Raw genomic sequence first — 21,817 nt, 5'->3', positions numbered from 1 at the left:
AGGGGCCGGACCAGGTGCGCCGGCCGGTGGATCAGGCGGGCTCTGGTGTCTCCTGGCGGTGGAACTTGTCCGCGCCCAGCTGGCTGCGGTACGTCTCCGTCATGAAACCGGTCACGACGACGAGCGCCAGGACGGCGCCGACGGCCAGGTAGGCCCACACGGCGTAGATCGAGTCGAAGGTGTCGACCAGCAGCGTCGCCACGAACGGGGTGATCCCCATGAAGACGGAGAATGAGCTGTTGTACGCGATGGCGCTCGCGCTGAACCGGGTGCGGGTGGAGAAGAGTTCGGCCGCGCAGACCGTGATGATGCCGGTGAGGAAGAACTCCGGTACCAGGTAGATGAGTTGGCTGGCAACGGCGGCGCCGAAGGTGCCCCGGTCTCCCACCCAGAAGGCGAGCGGGACGACGACGATGCAGGCGACGGCGCCCGTGATGAGCATCGGCTTGCGTCCCACGCGGTCCGAGAGCTTGCCGGCCAGCGGCAGCAGGGGGATCAGGACGGCGATCGAGATGGCGTTGGAGGCCAGGCCCATCCAGCGGGGCAGGCCGAGCGTGTTCGTCAGGTACTGCGGATAGAACGTGACCCAGGTGTAGGAGAGGATCGCGCACATGATGGAGATCCCGCAGTAGACGAGGATGGGCCGCCACTGAGACCGCAGAGCCTCGATCACCGGGGACTTGACGACATCGGTGCCGTCCTTGGTGGCCTGCACGAACTCCGGGCTCTCCGAGATGCGGCTGCGCATCCACAGGCCGACCAGGCTGAGGGGGATCGCCAGCAGGAAGGGGAGGCGCCAGCCCCACGAGTCGAGTGCGGGACCCTCGAACACCCAGCTGGTCAGCGCGGCGACACCGGCACCGGCGAGCGTGCCGGCGAAGCAGCTGTTGGAGGCGTACGAGGTGTAGTAGGCGCGACGGTCGGGCTCGGCCCACTCGACGATGAAGGCCACCGCGCCGACGTACTCGCCGCCGGAGACGACGCCCTGGACCACGCGGAGCGCCAGGAGCAGGAGTGGCGCCAGAATGCCGACCTGGTGGTACGTGGGCAGGACCGCGACGAGGGCGGTGGACGCACCCATGGCCACGAGGGTCCACAGCAGCGTCTTCCGGCGGCCCACCCGGTCGCCCCAGCGGCCGAGGAGGGTCCCGCCGAGAGGGCGGACCAGGCACGCGATCGCGATGATCGCGTACGTCCCGAGCACCGCCACGGTCTTGTCGCTTTCGGGGAAGAACGCGGGGGCCATGATCGGGGCCATGTAGCCGTAGAGGCCGTAGTCGAACTGTTCGACGAAGTTGCCGACGCTGCCCGCGCCGATGGCCCGGCGAATCGCGCTCCGCCCCTCCGCTTCGTCGGGGGCGGTCGCGGGGGTAGTGCGGGGTGGCGCTGCAGAGGACATGGCTGCTCCGATCGCGCGGCGGATGAGGGCTGTGCGGATGAACCGGTGCGCACGCGTAAGCTCGCGTGCATACGTATGAATTGAGGTTGAACGCTAAGGTCCCGGAAGTGGGCCGTCAAGGGGTGCGGACGGGTGCGACGAAGGTGGGTCACGGTCGGGACGGACGCGCGAGGGCGCCGAAGGTGTCCATCAGTACCTGCGCCATGTTGAAGACGATCAGCCGGGCTCCGGCCTCCTCGGCGGCCCGCGCCGCTTCGAGGTGCGGGACGATCGTCATCACCGTTCGCCCGTTCTCGACGATCGCCCTGTGGGCTTGCCGGATGAGTCCGTTCACGGCCTCCGGTGCGGGAAAGCCGCAGTCCGCCGCCAGATCGGCGGGGCCCACCAGGACCGCGTCCACGCCCTCGGTGCCGGCGATCTCGTCGGCCGCGGCGCACGCCCGCTGTGTCTCGATCATCGGGACGACCAGCGTCTGGCGGGAGGCGGCCACATGCTCGGCCGCGGGGACCGTGCCGAACCGCCCCGACCTGCTGTACGTGGCGAACCCCCGCTCGCCCCACGGCGGGTAGTGGCTCGCGGCCACAGCCCGCCGGGCGTCCTCGGCGCCGTCCACGTGCGGGTGGATCAGTCCGGCCGCGCCCAGGTCCAGGCAGCGCAGCGCCAACGTGGGCTCGGCGGTGCCCACCCGCACCAGGACGTCGATACCGTGGGCCTCGGCCGCCATGATGTGATGCTGGAGCAGCGCCGTGTCCGCGGGCCCGTGCTCGCAGTCGATGACCACGTAGTCCAGACCGGCGACGCCCGCCATTTCCACCAGCGTCTCCGAGGGCAGCCGCAGCAGCACGCCGCGCAGCGAATCGCCCTCCGCCAGGCGCCGTTTGAGGCTGCGGCGCTGGACACGCGGGACGGTCATCGGGCCACCATCCCCGCCGACAGGTCGATATCGGCGCCGCACATGCCACGCATCCGCAGCATCGCGCTCACCGCCTCGCCGACCTCCTCCTCGGTCACCATCCGCCCGAGGGCGGCACGTGACACGAAGGCCTCCTCCGCCTCGGCGTAACTGCTGCCCGTGCGCTCGGCCTCCAGGCGGAAGTTGCGCTCCATGCGCGGCCCCGAAACCGGCCCGGGGGACAGGGAGTTGACAATGACGCCCAGGGGGCCCACCTCGCCGGCCAGCGTGGTCGTCAGCCCGATGACCGCCATCTTCGACGCGCAGTACGGGGTGCGCCGCAGCAGTGGCCGCTTGCCCGACACCGAGGCGACGTTGATGACATCACCGGAGCCACGACGGGTCATCGCCGGAAGGAACGCCCGGCACATCAGGAACACACCGCGCACGTTGACCTCGAAAACCTCGTCCCACTCGGCGGGCGAGATGTCGGTCAGCGAAGCCACGGGACCCGCGATGCCCGCGTTGTTGACCAGGATCGAGATCTCGTCGTCCGCGAGGGCCGAGGCGAGCGCGTCGACGTCCTCGGGGCGGGACACATCACAGACCTCGGGGACGACGTCGGGGCCAAGCTCGTCGGCGGTGCGCTGCAGAGCGTCCGCGCCGCGGCCTGTGATCACCACGCGGGCGCCGTCGGCCAGCAGCGAGCGGGTGATGGCCCGACCCAGGCCACTGCCGCCCCCGGTCACGAGTGCCGTCCGCCCGGCGAGGGGCGCTCCGGTGCGGTCGGTCGTCATGCGCCGGCCCCCTCGTTCCACTCCAGCGTCTTGTCGCCGTACTTCGCGGCGCGGACGTCACCGGAACGTGCGTGCCCCTCGAAGAGCTCGACACGGGCGGCGCGCCCGCACACCTCACCGAGCAGGGCCGACGAAGCGGTGTCGGTGACCTCCTGGTAGGTCACCGTCTTGAGGTACTTGCCGACCCACAGGCCGCCCGTGTAGCGGGCGGCGCCACGGGTGGGAAGGACGTGGTTGGTGCCGATGACCTTGTCGCCGTAACTGACACAGGTGCCCTCGCCGAGGAAGAGCGCGCCGTAGTCGCGCATGTGGTCCAGCGCCTGGCGCGGGTCCTCGGTGAGTACCTCGACGTGCTCGCTGGCGTACGAGTCTGCGATCTCGAAGGCCTCGTCGAGGGTGTCGGCCACGACGATCTCGCCGTGGTCGCGCCAGGCCGGCTCGGCGAAGTCCTTGGTCGGCATGCCCGGCAGCAGCCGCTCGATGTGCCGCTCGACCTCGCGCCCCAGCTCCTCGGACGTGGTGACGAGGACGGCGGGGGAGTCCGGGCCGTGCTCGGCCTGGGACAGCAGGTCGACGGCGACGACGAAGGGGTCCGCGTGCTCGTCCGCGATCACCAGGATCTCCGTGGGCCCGGCGAACAGGTCGATGCCCACCTCACCGAACAGCTGGCGCTTGGCCTCGGCCACATAGGCGTTGCCGGGACCCGCCAGCATCGGCACGCTGCCGATCGTCTCGGTCCCCACGGCCATCGCCGCGACGGCCTGGACGCCACCCAGCAGGTAGATCTCGTCGGCGCCCGCCAGGTGCATCGCCGCGACCGTCGCGGCCGGGATCTCGCCCCGGATGGGCGGGGTGCAGGCGACGACCCGGGGCACGCCCGCGACCTTCGCGGTCACGATCGTCATATGGGCAGAGGCGGTCAGCGGGTAGCGGCCGCCGGGCACGTACGCGCCTGCGGCGGCGACGGGGACGTGCCGGTGGCCGAGGCGGACGCCGGGCAGCGTCTCGATCTCGACGTCGAGCATCGAGTCCCGCTGGGCCTGGGCGAAGGTGCGCACCTGCTCCTGCACGAACCGGATGTCGTCCAGGACCTGCTGCGGAACACCGGCGACAATGCGCTCGATCTCCTCGGACGTCAGGCGGAACGACTCCGGACCCCAGGTGTCGAACTTCTCGGAGTACTGGCGCACCGCCTCGTCGCCGCGTTCGCGGATGTCGTCGAGGATGGCGCGTACCCGGTCGGCGACGTCCGCTCGGGCGGCACTCACCTGGGCGGCGGGGACGGGGGACTTGAGGGATCGGGGCATGACGGCTCTCTTCAACTCGCTTTTGACGGACAGGGGATTGCGACCTCAGGCGGCGGCGACCACGGCGACCAGTTCCCGCAGCGCCGCGCCCACGGCGTCCGGTCGCTGCCACGGCACCAGGTGCCCGGCATCGGGAAGTTCGCGCAGACGGGCGTGGGGCAGGGCTTCGACGATGGTGTGGTGGAAGGCGGGCGGGCAGAGCGTGTCCCGGCTGCCCGAGAGGACGACGGAGGGACAGCGCGCCGAGCGCAACGTCGCGACCGCGTCCTCCCGGGTGGGCTGGGCGGCTAGCTGGGCGCGGGCGGCATCGGGGCCCACGGCCTGCGCCATGCGGCGGTAGCGCTCGGCGTCCTCGGTGGACCGGCGCCGGTCCGGGAACATGTCCGGCAGGGTGCGCTCGACCACCTCCGCGAACCGGCCGGCCGCGACAAGGTCGTCCAACTCGCGCCACAGAACGCGCTGTTCTGGGCGAGGGGCGGCAGCGTTCGTCGCCATCACGCACATTCCGGCGATCCGCTCGGGTGCCCGCCGCAGCGCCTCGAACCCGACGACGGCACCCAGGCTGAGCCCGACAAGCACGAACGGCCCGTCCACCGCGGACAGCACATCGTCCGCGAGCGCGCCGACGTCCGGCCGACGCAGTGCGACATGCTGGACGGTGTGGCCCTCGGGGAAGGCGACGTCCGACCACAGGCTCGCGTCGCAGAGCATGCCGGGGACCACGACCAGGGGCAGCGGCACGCCGGTCACCAGCGCCGCGCGGAGCGGGGGAGCAGCGCGTACGGGGCGACGTACCCGTTGTGGTCCAGGCCCAGGCCCGCGTCGGCGGCGGCCTTGAGGACCTCCTCGTCCCATTCCAGACGAACCCGTCCGTCCCCGGAGTTGACCACCAGGAGGTCGCCCTCCTCCTCGCCGACGTTGCGCAACGTGCGCCACGCGCCCTGCGGCACCGACAGCATGTCGCGCGGGCCCAGGCGCACCGGGACCGGGTCGGTGCGATTGAGGGTGACCTCCCACAGGCCGTCCTTGACGATCAGTGTCTGGGTCTCCTGCTGGCGGTGGAGCGAGACACCCTGGCCGGGCTCGGCGCGCAACCAGGCGACGTTGTGGCCGTGCGGGTTGAACACGCGCGGCTCCTGGTGCAGGTCCTCGGTCATGCCGTAGCCGATGACGCAGCTCAGGCGCGCACCGCCGCCCGGCAGGCCGCTGTCGAGGAAGGGATGGTCCGACCACACGAGTTCGTCGGCCGCGGCGACCCGGCGCTTCATCTCCTCGGCGCTGTAGTGGCGCAGCCGGTCGATGTGCTCCTGGGCCATCGGCGTGACCCGCTCGGACTCCGGCGGGAGGGCGTCCCCGGCGACGGTGTCGACGAGCTGGTTGTCGGCACTGAGGTAGAGGCCGTGCTGTGCCGCCTCGCGCAGGACCGAGGGACCCCAGATGATGCCGCCGGTGCGGTCCATGCCGAGCACGGTGAACAGCCAGCCGTCGTCCGGCCCCGTGTTGGTGAAGCCCCGGAAGATCCAGGTGGGCACGGAGACGATGTCGCCGGCCTTCAGGAGGAGTTCCCCCTCGTCGCCCTCGGCGCCCCAGCGCAGCAGGTACTCGCCGGCGGTGCAGATGAACACCTCGGCGGTGTAGTGCAGGTGCAGGTTGTTGGTGATGCCGTGCGGCATGGCGGCGGCACCGATGTTGTAGCCGTGCGGCAGCCGCAGGTTGACGTGCTGGCCGGAGGACTGCGAGACGCCCGGCCCGATCATGGCGTAGTTCTCCTTCCGGTCCGAGCCGGGCGTACGGCAGTCGATGAAGGCCTGGTTGCAGGAGACGAAGTCGCTGCGGCGCACTGTGCGGCGCTCCAGCTCGGGGGCGGACACGACGACATCGGGCATGGAGACTCCCTGGCGAAGAAGCAACGATGGAATACGTATGCATTGCCATGACAGGCGTCCGGGATGCGTCCTGTCAAGAGGGGCGTAGCGAATTCCCGCGCAGAAGACGGGCAAGTCGCGATCAAGGAAGCCGAGAGAGACATACGTATTCGGAAAAGCGTACGTATACTGTCCGGACCGCTGGTTCCGGGTGGTGCGAGGTGAGACGAGGAGAGAGACATGGCGATCACGAGTCACGACGTGGCGAGACTCGCGGGTGTCTCGCAGCCCACGGTGTCCCGGGCCCTGCGGGACGATCCCCGTGTCTCACAGGCCACCCGCGAGAAGGTCAAACGGGCCGCCCAGGCGCTCAACTACGTACCCAGCGAAGCGGGCCGCACTCTCTCCACCCGTGCCACCCGCCGGGTCGGCGTCATCGTGACCGACATGACCAACCCGTTCTACCCGCACGTCGTCGCGCCGCTCCACGACGAACTGCAACGGCTCGGCTACCGGATGATGCTGCTCACCGAGCGCTCCGACGAGGCGGTCGCCGAGGAGAAGCTGCTGGACCAGTCGCTCGACGGCGTCGTCCTCGCGACCGCCACCACCGACTCGCGCCTGCCCGCACTGCTGGAGCGGCGCGGTATGCCCTACGTGTTCCTCAACCGGGACACCGGCCGGCCCGGCGACTTCGCCTCCGTCGTCGACAACGAGGGTGGCGGCCGCCTCGTCGCGCGGGAGCTGATCCGGCTCGGCCACCGCCGTATCGCGGGGATCTTCGGCGCGGCCAACACCACCACCGGCCGCGACCGGGAGCTGGGCTTCCGGCTGGCCCTGGCCGACGGCGGCATCGGGTTGCCGGACGACCGCGTGGTGCGTGGTGCGTTCGAGTACGAGACCGGGTACGCGGCACTGCCCGTCCTCCTCGAGGCGGCCGAACCGCCCACCGCCGTCTTCTGCGGCAACGACGTGGTCGCCATCGGCGTGCTCAACGCCGCGCTCACGGCGGGCGTCAAGGTGCCCGACGACCTCACCGTCATCGGCTTCGACGACCTGCCCATGGCATCCTGGGAGGTGTTCCGCCTGACCACCGTCCGGCACGACCTGGGCGAACTCGCGTGTCAGGCAGCCCGGTTGCTGGCCCGACGGATCGCCGGAGAGGTCGACGCCCAAGGCGAACGCCTCGTCCTTCCCACCGAGTTCGTCTCGAGAGCCACTCACGCCAAGGCCCGCTGAACCCTTACGACCCGGAGGCCGCGCGTACAGGGCCGGCGGCGGTCGCGGGTACCGCGGCACGTCGTTGCCGTACCACACCCACGGCGGCCAGCACCCCGGCAAGCCCGAGCGAGAGCCACAACTCCAGCCGGTGGCCCGGCAGCACGGCCATCAGGACCAGCGCCCCGGCGATGAAGGCGATGGTGGCCAGCGTCAGATACGGAAACCCCCACATGCGTACCTCGGTCGGCCTCCCGCCCTTGCGACGCACGGCGTACTGCGTCAGCGCGATGACCATGTACATCATCAGCGCGATCGCCCCGCTGGAGGCGATGAGGTACGAGAACACCTCCGGCAGCAGATAGTTGGCGATCACCGCGGCGATCCCCACGACCGTCGACGCGAGTACCGCGTTGCGTGGCACCCCCTGCGGTGAGGTCCGGGCGAAGGCGGCCGGGGCGTCACCGCGCCCGGCCAGCGAGAACAGCATCCGTGATGCCGTGTAGACGGCGGAGTTGAGGCAGCTGCACACGGCGACCACCAGCACCACGTCCATGATCCGGGCGGCGCCCGGGATGTTCATCCGGTCGAGGACCGCCTGATACGACCCCGCCCCCAGATCGTCGGCGTTCCAGGGCACGAGGCAGACCACGACGAGGATCGAGCCGATGTAGAAGAGGCCCAGACGCCACACCACCGCGCGGATCGCCTTCTTGATGTTCTCGCGCGGCTCCTCGGACTCCGCGGCCGCGATGGTGACGATCTCGCTGCCCTGGAAGCTGAACATCGCGGTGAGCAGACCGGCCAGGATCGCCGTGACACCCTGCGGGGCGAAGCCGCCGTGACTCCACAGATTCGACACGCCATGGGCGTCGGACCCGGGCAGTACCCCGAACACCGCGAGTGCCCCGAGGACCAGGAACGCCACGATGGCGACGACCTTGATCAGTGAGAACCAGTACTCGAACTCGCCGTAGTTGCGAACGGCCAGCAGGTTGCTGCCCGTCAGCAGGAGAATCACCGCGAGGGCCGGTATCCAGTGCGGGATCGAGATCAGGCCCGCGACGACCTCCCCGGCCGCGATGGCCTCGATGGGGATGACGAGGATGTAGAACCACCAGTACAGGTACCCGATGGAGAATCCGGCCCAGCGGCCGAGCGCCCGGTCCGCGTACGTGGAGAAGGAGCCCGTGTCGGGGTTGGCGACGGCCATCTCGCCGAGCATCTGCATGACGAGCACCACCAGGACGGCGGCCAGCAGGAACGAGACGATCACGGCCGGACCCGCGGCGGCCACGGCGGCCGACGAGCCGACGAAGAGACCGGCGCCGATCACCCCGCCGATGGAGATCATCGTGATCTGGCGGCCCTTCAGGCCCTGGGTGAGCGTCGCGCCCGCGGTGGGGGACGGCTCGGGAGGGGGGTGTTTCATGTGAGGATCCTTGGCGAGCGGGACAGGCCGGGAGCCAGGCCGCGCCTGAACGGAACGGAGGGGCCCCGGAAGAAGGGCGGGCCGGGGACGGACGCCGATGACGTCGCTGCCCCCGGCCCGGCGGTGAGGGGAGCGGTCAGAGCTGCTCACGCAGCGCGGTCGGCACGTCGTCGAACGCACCCGAGGTACGGCCGATCCTGTCGATGCGCAACGTCGCGGTCGCGCCATGGGCTGCCAGGCCCTCGAAGGCGGAGATCCGCTCGACGGCCGGGGCGAGCGCCGCGGTGCCCTCCTTCGCGGCCCGCTGGTAGGTGAGCGGCTTGAGGAACCGGGAGACCGACAGACCGGCGTTGTACCGCGCGGTCTTGCCCGTCGGCAGCACGTGGTTGGTGCCGGCGATGCCCTTGTCCGAGTACGCGACGGTGGACCACGGCCCGATGAACAGCGAACCGTAGTTGGAGAGGCTCTCCAGGTAGAAGTCGTCGTCCTCGGTGTGCACCTCGAGGTGTTCGGGGGCGATGACGTCCGCGACGGCGACGGCGGCGTCCCGGTCCTCGACCACGATGACGGAGCCGAAGTCACGCCAGGCCGGACCGGCGATGTCGCGGGTGGCGAGGGAGGCGAGCTGGCGCTCCACCTCCGCGACGACGGCCCGCCCGGTCCGCTCGGACGTGGTGATCAGCGCGGCGGGGGAGTTGGGGCCGTGCTCGGCCTGACCCAGCAGGTCGGCGGCCACCCACACCGGGTCGGCGCTGTCGTCGGCGATGACCGCGACCTCGGAGGGGCCGGCCAGCAGATCGATGCCGACCCGGCCGAACAACTGCCGCTTGGCCTCCGTGACGAACGCGTTGCCCGCGCCGACCAGCATGTCCACCGGCGCCTCGCCCAGCAGACCGAAGGCCATGGCGCCGAGGGCCTGCACGCCGCCGAGGGCGAACACCCGGTCGGCGCGGGACAGGTAGGCGCCGTACAGCACCGCGGGGTGGGCGCCGTGCTCGCCCGACGGCGGCGTGCACGCCACCACCGTGGGCACACCGGCCGTCTTGGCGACGTTGACCGTCATGAACGCGCTGGCGAGCAGCGGGAACCGGCCGGCCGGAAGGTAGGCCCCGACGCGGGAGACCGGCACGTACCGCTGGCCGCCCTTCACACCGGGGGCGAGCTCGATCTCGAAGTCCGTCAGGTGCTCACGCTGGGCGGCGGCGAACCGGTGGGTGCGCTCGTAGCCCATCTCCAGGGCGGTGCGGACGTCCGGGGGCAGGGCGTCCCCCGACTTCTTCAACTCGGTGCCGGAGACCTCCAGCTCGCCGGACCAGCCGTCCAGCTCCTGGGCGTAGGCGCGCACCGCGTCCATGCCCTTGTGCTCGATTTCCGTGAGCATCTCGGAGACGCGCTCGACCACCTTCGGGTCGCGCTGGGCGGGCGGGCCGTCGACGGACGGCTTCTTGAGCCACTGGAGGGGAGGAAGGGCCTGGGCTTCGTCGTGCGTGATCTGCATGGTGAGGACGCTAGACGGGCTTCCGCCACAGGACCAGATGGGTGATTCCTGTCCCATCCACAGGGTTTTCCTGTCCTGTTTCCCGCCTTGGGGATACTCCTTCACAGGCCGCGTGCGACGCGGATCTCGCGCAGGGTGTCCTCGGCGATGCGGGCCAGTTCACGGGTGGCGCGGGACAGCGGGTGGCCCCGGCGCCGCACCAGCGCGATGGTGTCGTAGAGGGGGTCGGCGAAGGGAGCCGTGTGCAGCCCCGCGGGGAACGCCGGACTGTCGACCACGGCACGGCTGGCGATCGTGTCGCCGACCCCGGTGGTCACCAGCTTCAGGGCGGCTTCCACGTGTTCGAGCTCGATCAGCGGGTCGACGCGGACGCCCGCGAACTGGGCGCGTTCGGCGAGCTGCCGCCGCGTCGGGTCCTGCCACCCGTAGTGCGCGTCGTACAGAACGAGGGGCGCCCGGGCGAAGTCCTCGATGGTTACCGGCGTACGGGTGCGCTGCACGCTCGCGCTGACGTAGTACACCTCGTCGCGCAGCAGGGGCGTCACCTGCAGGTCCTCGTCGTCGACGGGGAGCACGACCAGGCCCGCCTCGATGCGTCCCGCCGCCACGGCGGCCGCGGTCTCCGCCGAGTTCTGCCCCACGAGCCGCACCCGCACCGACGGGTAGCGGGCGTGGAACAGCTGGACCAGGTTGGACAGCAGGTAGTAGTCGGCGTTGCGCAGGACGCCGAAGGTGGCGGTGCCGCCGCCGAGCGAACCGAGGGAGTGCACGGCCCGCGTACCGCTGTCGGCGGCCTCCACGGACTGCTGGGCGTAGGGCAGCAGCTCCTGCCCCGCCGAGGTCAGCGCGAGGGTGCGACTGCCGCGCACGAACAGCTCGGCGTCCAGTTCCGCCTCCAGGCGGCGCACCAGTTCGGAGGCGGATGCCTGGGCGATGTCCATGGCCTTCGCCGCCGCGGTGAACGACCCGAGCCGCTCCGCTTCGACGAAGGCCCTCAGCTGGTTGAGGGTCATGCGGCCACAGGCTAGTCCTGTGCCTGCCCCAGGACATAGGGGGGTTGTCCGATGGGGGACGGGCTGATTGGCTCGTCCGGGCCCCGCACGCCGCCCCCTGCCCGGAAGGTACCTCCCGCCGATGACCAGCCCTCTGTCGATCTGCCTCGTCCAGTCAGCCGCGCACCATCACCTCGCGGACGACGGTCTGGACGCGTTCGCGGCGGACGTACGCCGCGTGACCCGCGCCCACCCGGGCGCCCGGCTGCTGGCCTACCCCGAGCTGCACCTGTGCGGCCACCGGCCGGACGAGGAACCGACGACGGTGATGACCGCGGCCGCCGAGCCGCTGGACGGCCCCCGCGGCGCCCGCCTGGCGGACCTCGCGCGCGAGACGGGCGTGTGGCTCGTGCCCGGCAGTGTCTACGAGCGCGGTGCGGGCGGTCTGATCTACAACACGGCGCCCGTGTACTCGCCCGCGGGTGAGCGCGTCGCCGCGTACCGGAAGATCTTCCCGTGGCGCCCGTACGAGGCCACGGCGTCCGGCACGGAGTTCGTCGTCTTCGACATGGACGGGTGCGGGCGCCTGGGCCTGTCCATCTGCTACGACGCCTGGTTCCCCGAGGTCACCCGGCACCTGGCCTGGCAGGGCGCCGACCTGGTCCTCAACCTCGTACGCACACCGACCGTCGACCGCACCCAGGAACTCGTGCTCGCCCGGGCCAACGCGATCGTGAACCAGGTCGCCGTGGCCAGCGTCAACGCGGCGCAGCCCGACGGGATCGGCCGCAGCCTCGTCGTCGACCCCGAGGGCCGGGTGCGCGCCGAGGCCGAGTCCGCCACGGACCAGATCGTCACGGACGTCCTCGACCTGGGCGAGGCCCGCCGGGTGCGCACCCAGGGCACGGCGGGCCTGACACGGGTGTGGGACCCGTTCACAGCCGGTCAGGCGCCACTCGAACTGCCCTTGTACCAAGGCCGGATCGACGCCGAACGCTGGCGACGGGCGCTCCCGGCCGACCAACGCCCGCAGGTCAGTCCGCCTCAAAGAGGATTTGAAGCGATTCAATGAAATGAGAATCAGGCGAGCCGGGTTCTGCAAGCCCGTTGTCATGGGCCAGAGCGAGCCTCATAGTGACGTTGAACCGATTCACTCTCACTTGAGGAGCGCCTGTGCGTCAGCTGACTGCTGCCCTGGTTGCTGCATTGGTCGTCGTCGCGGGGGAACCCGCGGCCGCGACGGCAGCGAGCCCGCCCGCCTCCTCCGCCGTCCCCGCCCTGAGCGTCGGCGACCTGACCACCAACGCCCTGGACGACCCCCTCGGCACAGCGCTGACGGCTCCGACCCTCGGCTGGCAGCTTGACTCCCCGCGCCGCGGTGTCACCCAGCGTGCCTACGAGATCCACGTCGCCTCCTCGGCCGACCGGCTCCGCGACCCCGACGTCTGGGACAGCGGCAAGGTCTCCACCCGCCAGTCGCTGGGCGTCCGTTACGGCGGCCCCGCGCTGAAGCCGCGCACGGACTACGTCTGGTCCGTCCGGGTGTGGGACGGCCAGGGCAACACCTCCCCGTGGAGCGAGCCCGCCCGGTTCGGCACCGGTCTGGGCGACCGGCCGTGGACCGCCGAGTGGATCGGTGCGGACACCCGCGAGTTGGGCACCAAGTGGACCGACTACACAGTCGAGTTCACCGCCTCGGACATCAGCGGTGCGCTCGGCGTCTACGTCCGCGGCCAGGACACAGAGAACGCCTACATGTGGCAGATCAGCGACGCCCAGAAGGCGCTGCGCCCGCACGTGAAACGCGACGGCGGCTACTCGACCCTCCAGGAGACGCCGTTCCCGGCCGGGTTCGACTTCGCCGCCGAGCACGACTACGCGATAGCCGTCGACGGCGACACGATCACCACCGTCGTCGACGGTGAGCAACTGGACCGGCGCACCGTCGCGACGTTCGGCGGACCCGGCACCATGGGCTTCCGCACCAGCGGCGCGGAGCACGGCCTGGTCCACGACGTCACGGTCACCAGCGAGGACGGCACGGTCCTCGTCGACACCGACTTCCCGGCCGACGACCGCACCTTCGCGGCCGGCACCGTGACCGCCGACGGCCTGCGCGTCGACAACACGGGCGGCGAAGCCTGGTTGCGCCGTGAGCAGGCCGTCCCGCTGCTGCGCAAGGAGTTCGACCTCGGCGACAAGGAGGTGGCCCGGGCGCGCGTCTACGCGTCGGCACGCGGCGTCTACGAGCTGCGGCTCAACGGCGAGCGGGTGGGCGACGCCGAACTCGCCCCCGGCTGGACGGCGTACGACAAACGCATCGACTACCAGACCTACGATGTCACCGAGCAGGTGCGCGACGGGGCCAATGTGCTCGGCGCCGAGGTCGCACCGGGCTGGTACTCCGGCAAGGTCGCGATGTTCGGCACCGGCGTCTACGGCCAGGACAACTCGGTGATCGCCGAGATGCTGGTCGAGTTCACCGACGGCACCAGCACCGTCCTGCGCACCGACGACACATGGACCACCGCCGACGGCCCGACCCGCGAGGCAGATCTGCTCGACGGCGAGTCCTACGACGCGCGGGTGGCCGAGAAGGTCGACGGTTGGGACGAGCCCGGATTCGACGACGCGGGCTGGGCCGCGGCGCACGTCCGCGACGAGCCGACGAACGTACTCGAGCCCCAGACCGCGGTCGACGTGCGTGTCACCGAGCAGCTGAAGACCGCGAAACGGATCCACTCGCCGACCGACGGCGTGTACCTCTACGACCTCGGACAGAACATGGTCGGCCACATGCGGCTGACCCTGAAGGGCGAGCCGGGCCGGACGGTGAAGGTCCGGCACGGTGAGGTGCTCAACCCCGACGGCACGCTCTACACCGCGAACCTGCGCAGCGCCAAGGCGACCGACCACTACACCTTCGCCACGGACAAGCCGGAGACGTTCGAGCCGTCGTTCACCTTCCACGGGTTCCGGTACGTCGAGATCTCCGGCGTCGACGAGGCCCCGGCGGCCGAGGACCTGGTCGGTGTCGTCGTCGGTACCGACGGCGACCTCACCAGCACCCTCGACACCAACTCCGACCTGGTGGACCAGCTCCACCGCAACATCGTCTGGGGCATGCGCGGCAACTTCCTCTCGATCCCGACGGACACCCCGGCGCGCGACGAGCGGATGGGCTGGACCGGCGACATCAACGTCTTCGCCCGTACCGCCGTCTACAACATGGACGCGCAGTCCTTCCTGACCAAGTGGCTGCAGGACCTGCGCGACACCCAGCGGCCCAACGGCTCGCTGCCCGGCGTCGCCCCGGTGGTGCCCGGTCGCTTCGACGGCGGCTACGAGTCGGCCGGCTGGATGGACGCCGGCGTGCACGTGCCGTGGACGCTGTGGCAGGCGTACGGCGACACCGAGGTCATCCGCGAGAACTACGACATGATGAAGCGGTACGTGGACTTCCTCGACGCCGACTCCACCGGCCACATCCGCTCCGCCGGCGGCTACCTCGACTGGCTCAACCTCGACGACCAGACCCCGGCCGACGTGCTGGACACCGCGTTCGTCGCCAAGAGCACGCGCGAGTTCGCCCAGATGGCGGCGGCCATCGGACGGGACGACGATGCGGCGGCGTACCAGCGGCGCCACGAGGCGATCCGGTCGGCGTACCAGGCGGCGTTCATCGGCGCCGACGGCACCGTGAAGGGCGACAGCCAGACGTCGTACATCCTGACACTGACCAACGACCTCGTGCCTGCAGACCGGCGCGACGCGGTCGTGGACCGGTTCGTCCAGACCCTCGAGCGGCGCGACTACCACCTGTCGACCGGCTTCCTCGGTGTCGACGGGCTGCTGCCTGCGCTCACCCAGGCCGGTCGCTCCGACATCGCCTACCGCCTGTTGCAGCACGAGGACTACCCGTCCTGGGGCTACGAGATCGGGAAGGGCGCGACCACGGTCTGGGAGCGGTGGAACTCCATCAACCCCGACGGGTCCTTCAACGACGTGGGGATGAACTCGTTCAACCACTACGCGTACGGCGCGGTCGGTGAGTGGATGTACCGGACGATGGCAGGCGTCTCGGCGGCCGAGCCGGGCTACCGGAAGGTGCTGATCGACCCCGAGCCCGGTGAGGGCATCGACCACGTCGACTTCAGCCACGAGACGCCGTACGGCACGGTGCGCAGCGCGTGGGACACGAAGGCCGGGCCGATGACGCTCGACGTGACCGTGCCGGCGAACACCACCGCCGAGGTGCACATCCCGGCGGCGAACCGCTGGGCGGTCACCGAGGGCGGCAGGCCGATCGGCGAGGTCGACGGCGTGCGGTACGTCGAGGAGGCCGACGGGGACGTGGTGCTGGAGGTCGGCTCGGGGGACTACGCCTTCGCGGTCGACTCGGTACTCGGGGACCTGGGGTCCGCCCAGGCACAGGCGGCCGCGTTCGCCGGCGACGTCGACGGCCTGGACGTACACGGTCTCGGCGAGAGCGCGAAGCGGCACCTGCAGTCGGGAGCCGGACTGATGCGGAAAGAGCTCGGGGGCGCGTGGCGGCTGCGGGGCCTGGCCGCGAAGGAGCAGCTGACCGCCGCAGCGGTGCACCGCGCGCTCGCCCGCGCCGAGGACCTCGACCGGTGGACGCGGACGTACGCCGAGCGGGGCACGATCGACGAGGCGGCGGCAGAAGCGCTGCGCGAGTCACTGGCCGGTATCGAGCGAAGCCTCTCAAGGGCCTCCTCCAGCCTGGTCGGGGCCGTGGCCACGCTGGACGTGCCGGCCGACGAGATCCTTCCCGGCGACGTCGTGCGCGTGAAGGTGGCACTGAAGAACACTGGCAAGCGCTCGCTGGCGGGCGTCGATTCCTCGCTGCGGGCACCGGCAGGCTGGACGGTGAAGTCCGCGGGCACCCACAAGTCCACCGCGGGCGCGGGCAGCACGCTCGAACACGCCTACGACGTCACCGTTTCGACGGATGCGGCGGCCTCCACGGCCGACCTCACCGGCTCGGTGTCCTACCGGTACGGCCCAGGGACCGCGACGCTACCGCTGTCAGCGGCACTGATGGTCGCCCCCGGCGTCGCCATCGACAGCGTCTCCACCTCGCCCGACCCGGTCGGCGCCGGGGAGAAGGTCACCGTCAGCACCGTCCTGGCCAATCGCACCGACGTGGTGCAGTCCGGCAAGGTCACCCTCGGCCTTCCGGACGGGTGGTCCACTCCGGACCCGGTCGCCTACCGCCTGGATCCGGGAGAGAAGAGGACCGTCCAGGACGCCGTGACGGTGCCGCTCACCGTCGTCGGACGGACGGCCAAGGTCACCGTGGCGACCGGCCCGACCGCGGCGGAGCGGGTGACCGGCACGATCGCGGTCGGGCTGCGCACCCCGCCCACGGAGTCCACCGATCGCGTCGACCTCGGCGACGGCGCGTCGGAGTCCGCCCACGGCCTGACGGCGTCGGAGCACTCGGGGACGAACGTCGAGGCCGGGCTGACACGGCGCTACACCCACTCCTCCTACCCGGGCGGCTGGTTCGAGTTCGACGCCGCCGTACCGACCGACGATCGCTTCGTGGTCCGCATCGTCGAGACCTTCGACGGCGCCCGGCACAAGACCTACGACGTCAAGATCGACGGTGAGGTCGCGCACAGCGTCGATCTGACCCGAAGCGAGGGGGGACAGGGCACCATCACCCACCAATTCGTCGTGGCCCCCTCCGCGAGCACGTCGGACGGCACCGTGCGACTCCGCTTCCAGGACACCGGCGCCGACTACGATCCCTCGATCGCCGAGGTCTGGGTGCTGCCGGTCGGCTGAAGCCGCTGGTGGCCGCGGTCGTGCAACGCGCCTGACGCCACCGCGGGTCTCCCGGCCGAAGAGCGCGGCCAGGACGCACCCGTCTGTGCGCCCTGGCCGCCACCGGGCGCGGCGGGCTCCGCCGCCGCGATCCTGGCGTCCGGGACCATCAGTGAAGTGCGCACCGGCGAGCCCAATGCGGGCGGCGCACCCATCGGTTGACGGCCACATTCCGCTGCCGCATACCCCTTGACTCCTCTTGAAGCCACAAGAACACTGAGGATCCCATCTTCGCGACAACGTTGTCAGGTGTGTCGTCCAGGCGTGTCCGAAAGGAGTTCTCCATGTCAGCGCACTCCTGGCGGCCACGCCGGCGACGTTCGCGCCTCAGACGGCCGACCGGACTCGTCGTGCTGTCCGTGGCCGTCGGCGGTGCCGTGGACGCGGCGGCGCTGCCGTCGGCAGTGTCCGCGAAACCGGTGACCAGTTGGCGCTCCTCGTTCGAGTCGGGCGACGTGGCCGTCGAAGGGAACCCGGCGCCGTATCCGGCGTGGTGCAGCCGGGTTCCGGCGGGCCCGGCCTGCGCACGGTCGTTGAGGACGGGCCTGACCGGGCTTACGCGGCCAAGGTGAACGCGGGTTTCACCGGCGCGAACGCCCTGCACTACCCGGGCCGTCATGAGAGCGAGGCCGCGGCGCACGCGAGCGTTGTCGTCTCCGACGTCGACCAGATCTTGCTCACCCCGGCAGAACAACGCGCAGAACCTGCCGGAACTGCAAGCCTTCGCAGCTGGCGGGCCGGAGTCCGCACGCCGAACGGCGCCCCCTACTCACCTGGAGCACACATGCACGACGACCAAGTGGCTGTCACAACCCCGGGAGGGGCCCCGTCAAGGCGTCGCTTCCTCACCACTTCGGGCACGGTCCTGGCGAGCGTGTCTCTGGCAGGCGCGCTGCCGGGCCGCGCCTTCGCCGCGTCCGCCGCCGACGCCGAAACCGCCGCGTCCTCCGACCTCGCGCTCCACCGACCCGTGCGGGTCTCCTCAACCGCCTACGCGCCAACGCCCGCGCACTTCGTCACCGACCGTCTGGACCGGGCCGGCGTCACCGGCAGCGGCTGGCGCGCGGCGGACACCGAGGAGCCCCAGTGGGTGGCCGTCGACCTGGAGGGCCCCTGCCGTGTCACTGCGGTTGTCCTGGTCTTCGAGGCCACCGAGGGCGATACCGTCTTCAAGCCGTCCTCGGGCGTCAATCCGCACGCCGGAACAACCGGCTGGGAGGTCATGTCCAGCTACGCCAAGACCTTCCGTATCGAGGTGTCGCAGGACGGCACCACCTGGAAGCAGGTGCACGAGGGTGCTACCGGGAAGGGCGGCACCGTCGAAGTGCGCCTGGACGAACCCGTCACCACCCGCTGGGTCCGCATGGTGGGCACCGGCCTGTCCAACGCCAACCCGCTCGGCCTCAACTCCTTCCAGGTGCACGGCACGGCGCAGGGCAGGCGCCGCACGGCCGAGGGCTGGACCGAGTGGTCGAGCGGGGCCCGCCCCGTGCCCGCCTTGAAGGTCGCGGATGACGGCACCGTGCCGATCGAGTCCGGCTGGAACCTGACCCTTGAGGAGTTCGCCGGATCCGACGACGGGGCGCGCCTGTCTTCGGACGACGTGGACACCGACCACTGGCTGCGCGCTCGGGTCCCGGGAACCGTTCTCGCCTCCCTGGTCGCCGAGGGCCACCTGCCCGACCCGGTGAAGGGCATGGACAACCTCCAGATCCCCGAGGCACTCGGCAGGTCGGCCTGGTGGTACCGGCGGGTGTTCACCGTGCCGCGCGGATTCCGGGCCAAGGGCAAGGACCGGGTCCGGCTCGAAATGGACGGCATCCAGCACAAGGCCGAGATCTGGCTCGACGGCACGAAACTGGGCGAGCTGGAACACCCCACGGCCCGTGGGGTGTTCGACGTGACCGACCGGCTTCACGCAGGCGGCCGGCACGTCCTCGCCGTTCGGATCGCGCCGATGCCGTTCCCCGGCAGCCCCGGCGACCGCGGCGCCGACGGATACTCCTACGCAGACGCCGGCTCCGACACGATGATGCGCAACGGCCCCACCTATCTGGCGGTGACCGGCTGGGACTGGATGCCGGCCGTCCGCGACCGTGTCATGGGCATCTGGAACCACGTCCGACTCCGCGCCACCGGCGATGCCGTCATCGGTGACCCCTTCGTGGAAACGACCCTGCCCGCCCTGCCGGACCGATCGCGCGCCGATGTCACCGTCACCGTGCCCGTGCGCAACACGTCGTCGGAGCCCAAGACCGTAACGGTCACGGCCCGGCTCGGCCCGGTCCGCGTCAGCCAGGAGGTCGAGATCGACGCCGACAAGAGCGTCGACGTGCGCTTCACGCCGAAAACCTTCCCCGCCCTGAGGCTGAAGAACCCCGAACTGTGGTGGCCCAACGGATACGGCGCCCCCACCCTGCACGACCTGGCCGTCACCACCACCACAGGCCGCCACGAGAGTGACACGCGTACTCTCCGCGTCGGCCTGCGCCAGTTCGACTACGCGTCCGAGAACCCGGTCGAGTTCGAACCCGGCAGCAACCGTTTCGAGCAAGCAGTCGAGATCGGGGTACAGCACGCCCGCTGGGTGCGGATCAGGACAGGCCGCCGTGCCACCGGCTACGGCGCCTCGCTGTGGCGCCTGTCCGTCACCGACAGCGCCCACTCGGACACGGACCTCGCGCTGCACGCCACCGCCACCGCATCCTCCACCGACAACGCGACCAACGCCGCCGCGGCGGCCGTGGACGGAGACGACAACACCCGCTGGTCATCGGCGTACGCCGATGACCAGTGGATCAGCGTCGACCTCGGCGCGACGAAGGACTTCGACCGGGTCACCCTGGTGTGGGAGACGGCATACGCGCTCACCTTCACCGTGCAGGTGTCCGACGACGGCCGAACCTGGACGGACGTGAAGGCCGTCGACAACCAGCCGCACCAACTCCAGATCAGCGTCAACGGCATACGCGTCATGTGCCGCGGCGGCAACTGGGGCTGGGACGAACTGCTGCGCCGCATGGGCGACGGCCGGATGGAGGCCGTCGTCGGGATGCACCGCGACATGAACTTCACGATGATCCGCAACTGGATCGGCAGCAGCAACCGAGAGGAGTTCTATGCCCGCTGCGACGAGCACGGGCTGCTGGTGTGGAACGACTTCTGGAACGCCTGGTTCCTCGACCCGCCGCATCACGCTCTCTACCTCGACCAGGCTCGCGACACCGTCCGCCGCTACCGCTCACACCCGTCCATCGTGGTCTGGTGCGGTGCCAACGAAGGCACCCCGTCGGGAGAGATCGACGCCGGTGTCCGCAAGGCCGTCGCCGAGGAACACCCGGGCGTGACGTACATCAGCAACTCGGCGGCCGGCACCGTCAGTGGCAGTGGACCGTACGCATGGGTCGACCCGACGCGGTACTACGACCCGGGTCTGTACGCGCACGGCACCTTCGGCTTCCACACCGAAATCGGGATCCCTACGGTCTCGGTCGAGGAGAGCATGCGCAACATGGCCGGCGGCGAGAAGGAATGGCCCATCGGCCTGGTGTGGAACCACCACGACTGGCTGGAACGCGGCGGCCAGAACCCTCAGAGCTACAAGGCCGCCATCGACGAACGCCTCGGCGAATCCTCCTCGTTGGCCGAGTTCTGCGTGAAGGCCCAGTTCGTCAACTTCGAGTCGATGCGGGCCATCTTCGAGGCATGGAACGCCCACCTGTGGAACGACGCCAGCGGTCTGCTGCTGTGGATGTCCAACCCGGCCTGGCACAGCACCGTATGGCAGACCTACGACTACGACCTGGACGTCAACGGCACGTACTACGGAGCCCGTTCGGGCAGCGAACCGCACCATGTGCAGGCCGATCCGAGGGACTGGAGCGTCATCGCCGTCAACCACACGCGCGAGGCGGTGCGCGGCGCCGAGATCCGGGCCGAGGTGTTCGACCTCACGGGACAGCGGCTGGGAGACACGCAGCACAAGACGGTGGACATACCCGCCGCGTCGACCGCGGCGGCCTTCACCGTACCCGCGCCGGACGGTGACCACCCGCTGCACTTGGTACGCCTGCGGCTGTACGACGCGGCCGGTGACCGCCTGTCGGAGAACATGTACTGGCGCTACGGGCAGGCGAGGGACCTCCAGGCACTCAACGACCTGGCCCGGACCGAACTGGACGTGTCCCGAGGTCGCCTCTCGCGACGGAACGGCCGTGTCAGCGTCACTGTGACGGTCCGCAACAAGGGACGCTCCGTCGCGCCGATGGTCCGGCTCGCTCTGCGCGACCGCCGCACCGGCAACCGCGTCCTGCCCGCCCTCTACTCGGACAACTACCTGTGGCTGCTGCCCGGTGACGAGCGCGAAGTGACCGTCTCCTGCCCACAGCGTGCGCTGCCGGGCGAGCTGATGGTGACGGCACAGGGATACCGCACCGCGCGCGCGTCGAGTCGCTAGGGTCCCGGCCGCGGGTGTGACGACGGCCGACCGCCGCATCGAGCCGCGGTCGGCCGTCGCGAGCACCGGGACACCCTCTCGACGGCCGAGCCGGGCCAGGGTGTCACT

13 protein-coding genes are annotated in these 21,817 nt (G+C 70.6%); 4 read left to right on the top strand and 9 right to left on the bottom strand.

Annotated features, from left to right (window positions below; all coding sequences use genetic code 11):
• Positions 1-31 precede the first annotated feature (31 nt).
• From ACGH52_RS02020 to ACGH52_RS01995, 6 genes are all read right to left on the bottom strand, one after another.
• A complete protein-coding gene (locus tag ACGH52_RS02020; RefSeq protein ID WP_210975040.1) occupies positions 32-1,399 on the bottom strand; it encodes an MFS transporter in 1,368 nt (455 codons plus the stop codon).
• A 148-nt stretch (positions 1,400-1,547) separates the two neighbouring features.
• Entirely contained in the window at positions 1,548-2,312 is a 765-nt protein-coding gene (locus ACGH52_RS02015) for an HpcH/HpaI aldolase/citrate lyase family protein (RefSeq protein ID WP_399937079.1), read from the bottom strand.
• Entirely contained in the window at positions 2,309-3,088 is a 780-nt protein-coding gene (locus ACGH52_RS02010) for an SDR family NAD(P)-dependent oxidoreductase (RefSeq protein WP_399937076.1), read from the bottom strand. Before ACGH52_RS02010 ends, ACGH52_RS02015 begins: the two co-directional genes overlap by 4 nt.
• Entirely contained in the window at positions 3,085-4,395 is a 1,311-nt protein-coding gene (gene hisD / locus ACGH52_RS02005; RefSeq protein ID WP_399937073.1) for a histidinol dehydrogenase, read from the bottom strand. The genes ACGH52_RS02010 and hisD (ACGH52_RS02005) overlap by 4 nt, the downstream gene beginning before the upstream one ends.
• A 45-nt stretch (positions 4,396-4,440) precedes the next feature.
• Positions 4,441-5,136 (bottom strand): alpha/beta fold hydrolase, encoded by a 696-nt coding sequence (locus ACGH52_RS02000; RefSeq protein ID WP_238696883.1) that lies wholly within the window; start codon positions 5,134-5,136, stop codon positions 4,441-4,443.
• 5 nt (positions 5,137-5,141) lie between these two features.
• Positions 5,142-6,281: a cupin domain-containing protein gene (locus ACGH52_RS01995; RefSeq protein ID WP_399937070.1), complete on the bottom strand. Its 1,140-nt coding sequence runs from the start codon at positions 6,279-6,281 to the stop codon at positions 5,142-5,144.
• A gap of 219 nt (positions 6,282-6,500) precedes the next feature.
• Here ACGH52_RS01995 and ACGH52_RS01990 point away from each other — a divergent pair, with 219 nt between their 5' ends.
• Positions 6,501-7,499: a LacI family DNA-binding transcriptional regulator gene (locus tag ACGH52_RS01990; RefSeq protein WP_399937067.1), complete on the top strand. Its 999-nt coding sequence runs from the start codon at positions 6,501-6,503 to the stop codon at positions 7,497-7,499.
• Between the two features lie 4 nt (positions 7,500-7,503).
• On the opposite strand, the gene ACGH52_RS01985 is transcribed toward ACGH52_RS01990, so the two are convergent.
• The 3 genes from ACGH52_RS01985 to ACGH52_RS01975 form a co-directional block, all read right to left on the bottom strand.
• Positions 7,504-8,910: an amino acid permease gene (locus tag ACGH52_RS01985; RefSeq protein ID WP_202977689.1), complete on the bottom strand. Its 1,407-nt coding sequence runs from the start codon at positions 8,908-8,910 to the stop codon at positions 7,504-7,506.
• Between the two features lie 136 nt (positions 8,911-9,046).
• Entirely contained in the window at positions 9,047-10,408 is a 1,362-nt protein-coding gene (gene hisD, locus ACGH52_RS01980; RefSeq protein ID WP_121704417.1) for a histidinol dehydrogenase, read from the bottom strand.
• Positions 10,409-10,509: 101 nt separating this feature from the next.
• Complete coding sequence (locus tag ACGH52_RS01975) at positions 10,510-11,421, bottom strand: LysR family transcriptional regulator (RefSeq protein WP_399937063.1); 912 nt, start codon at positions 11,419-11,421, stop codon at positions 10,510-10,512.
• 121 nt (positions 11,422-11,542) lie between these two features.
• Here ACGH52_RS01975 and ACGH52_RS01970 point away from each other — a divergent pair, with 121 nt between their 5' ends.
• The 3 genes from ACGH52_RS01970 (at position 11,543) to ACGH52_RS01960 (ending at position 21,709) form a co-directional block, all read left to right on the top strand.
• Positions 11,543-12,472 carry a carbon-nitrogen hydrolase family protein gene (locus ACGH52_RS01970; protein ID WP_210975031.1) on the top strand — a complete coding sequence of 310 codons (930 nt, stop codon included), beginning with the start codon at positions 11,543-11,545 and terminating at the stop codon, positions 12,470-12,472.
• A 101-nt stretch (positions 12,473-12,573) separates the two neighbouring features.
• Complete coding sequence (locus tag ACGH52_RS01965; RefSeq protein WP_399937059.1) at positions 12,574-17,214, top strand: family 78 glycoside hydrolase catalytic domain; 4,641 nt, start codon at positions 12,574-12,576, stop codon at positions 17,212-17,214.
• Positions 17,215-18,127: 913 nt separating this feature from the next.
• A complete protein-coding gene (locus ACGH52_RS01960) occupies positions 18,128-21,709 on the top strand; it encodes a discoidin domain-containing protein (protein ID WP_399937057.1) in 3,582 nt (1,193 codons plus the stop codon).
• Positions 21,710-21,817 lie beyond the last annotated feature (108 nt).

It is taken from the genome of Streptomyces sp. BBFR25 (assembly GCF_044590125.1).
GTDB lineage: Bacteria > Actinomycetota > Actinomycetes > Streptomycetales > Streptomycetaceae > Streptomyces > Streptomyces canus_D.
The sequence above is the reverse complement of the archived record's forward strand: the minus strand, read 5'-3'. Positions and strand labels throughout refer to the sequence as shown.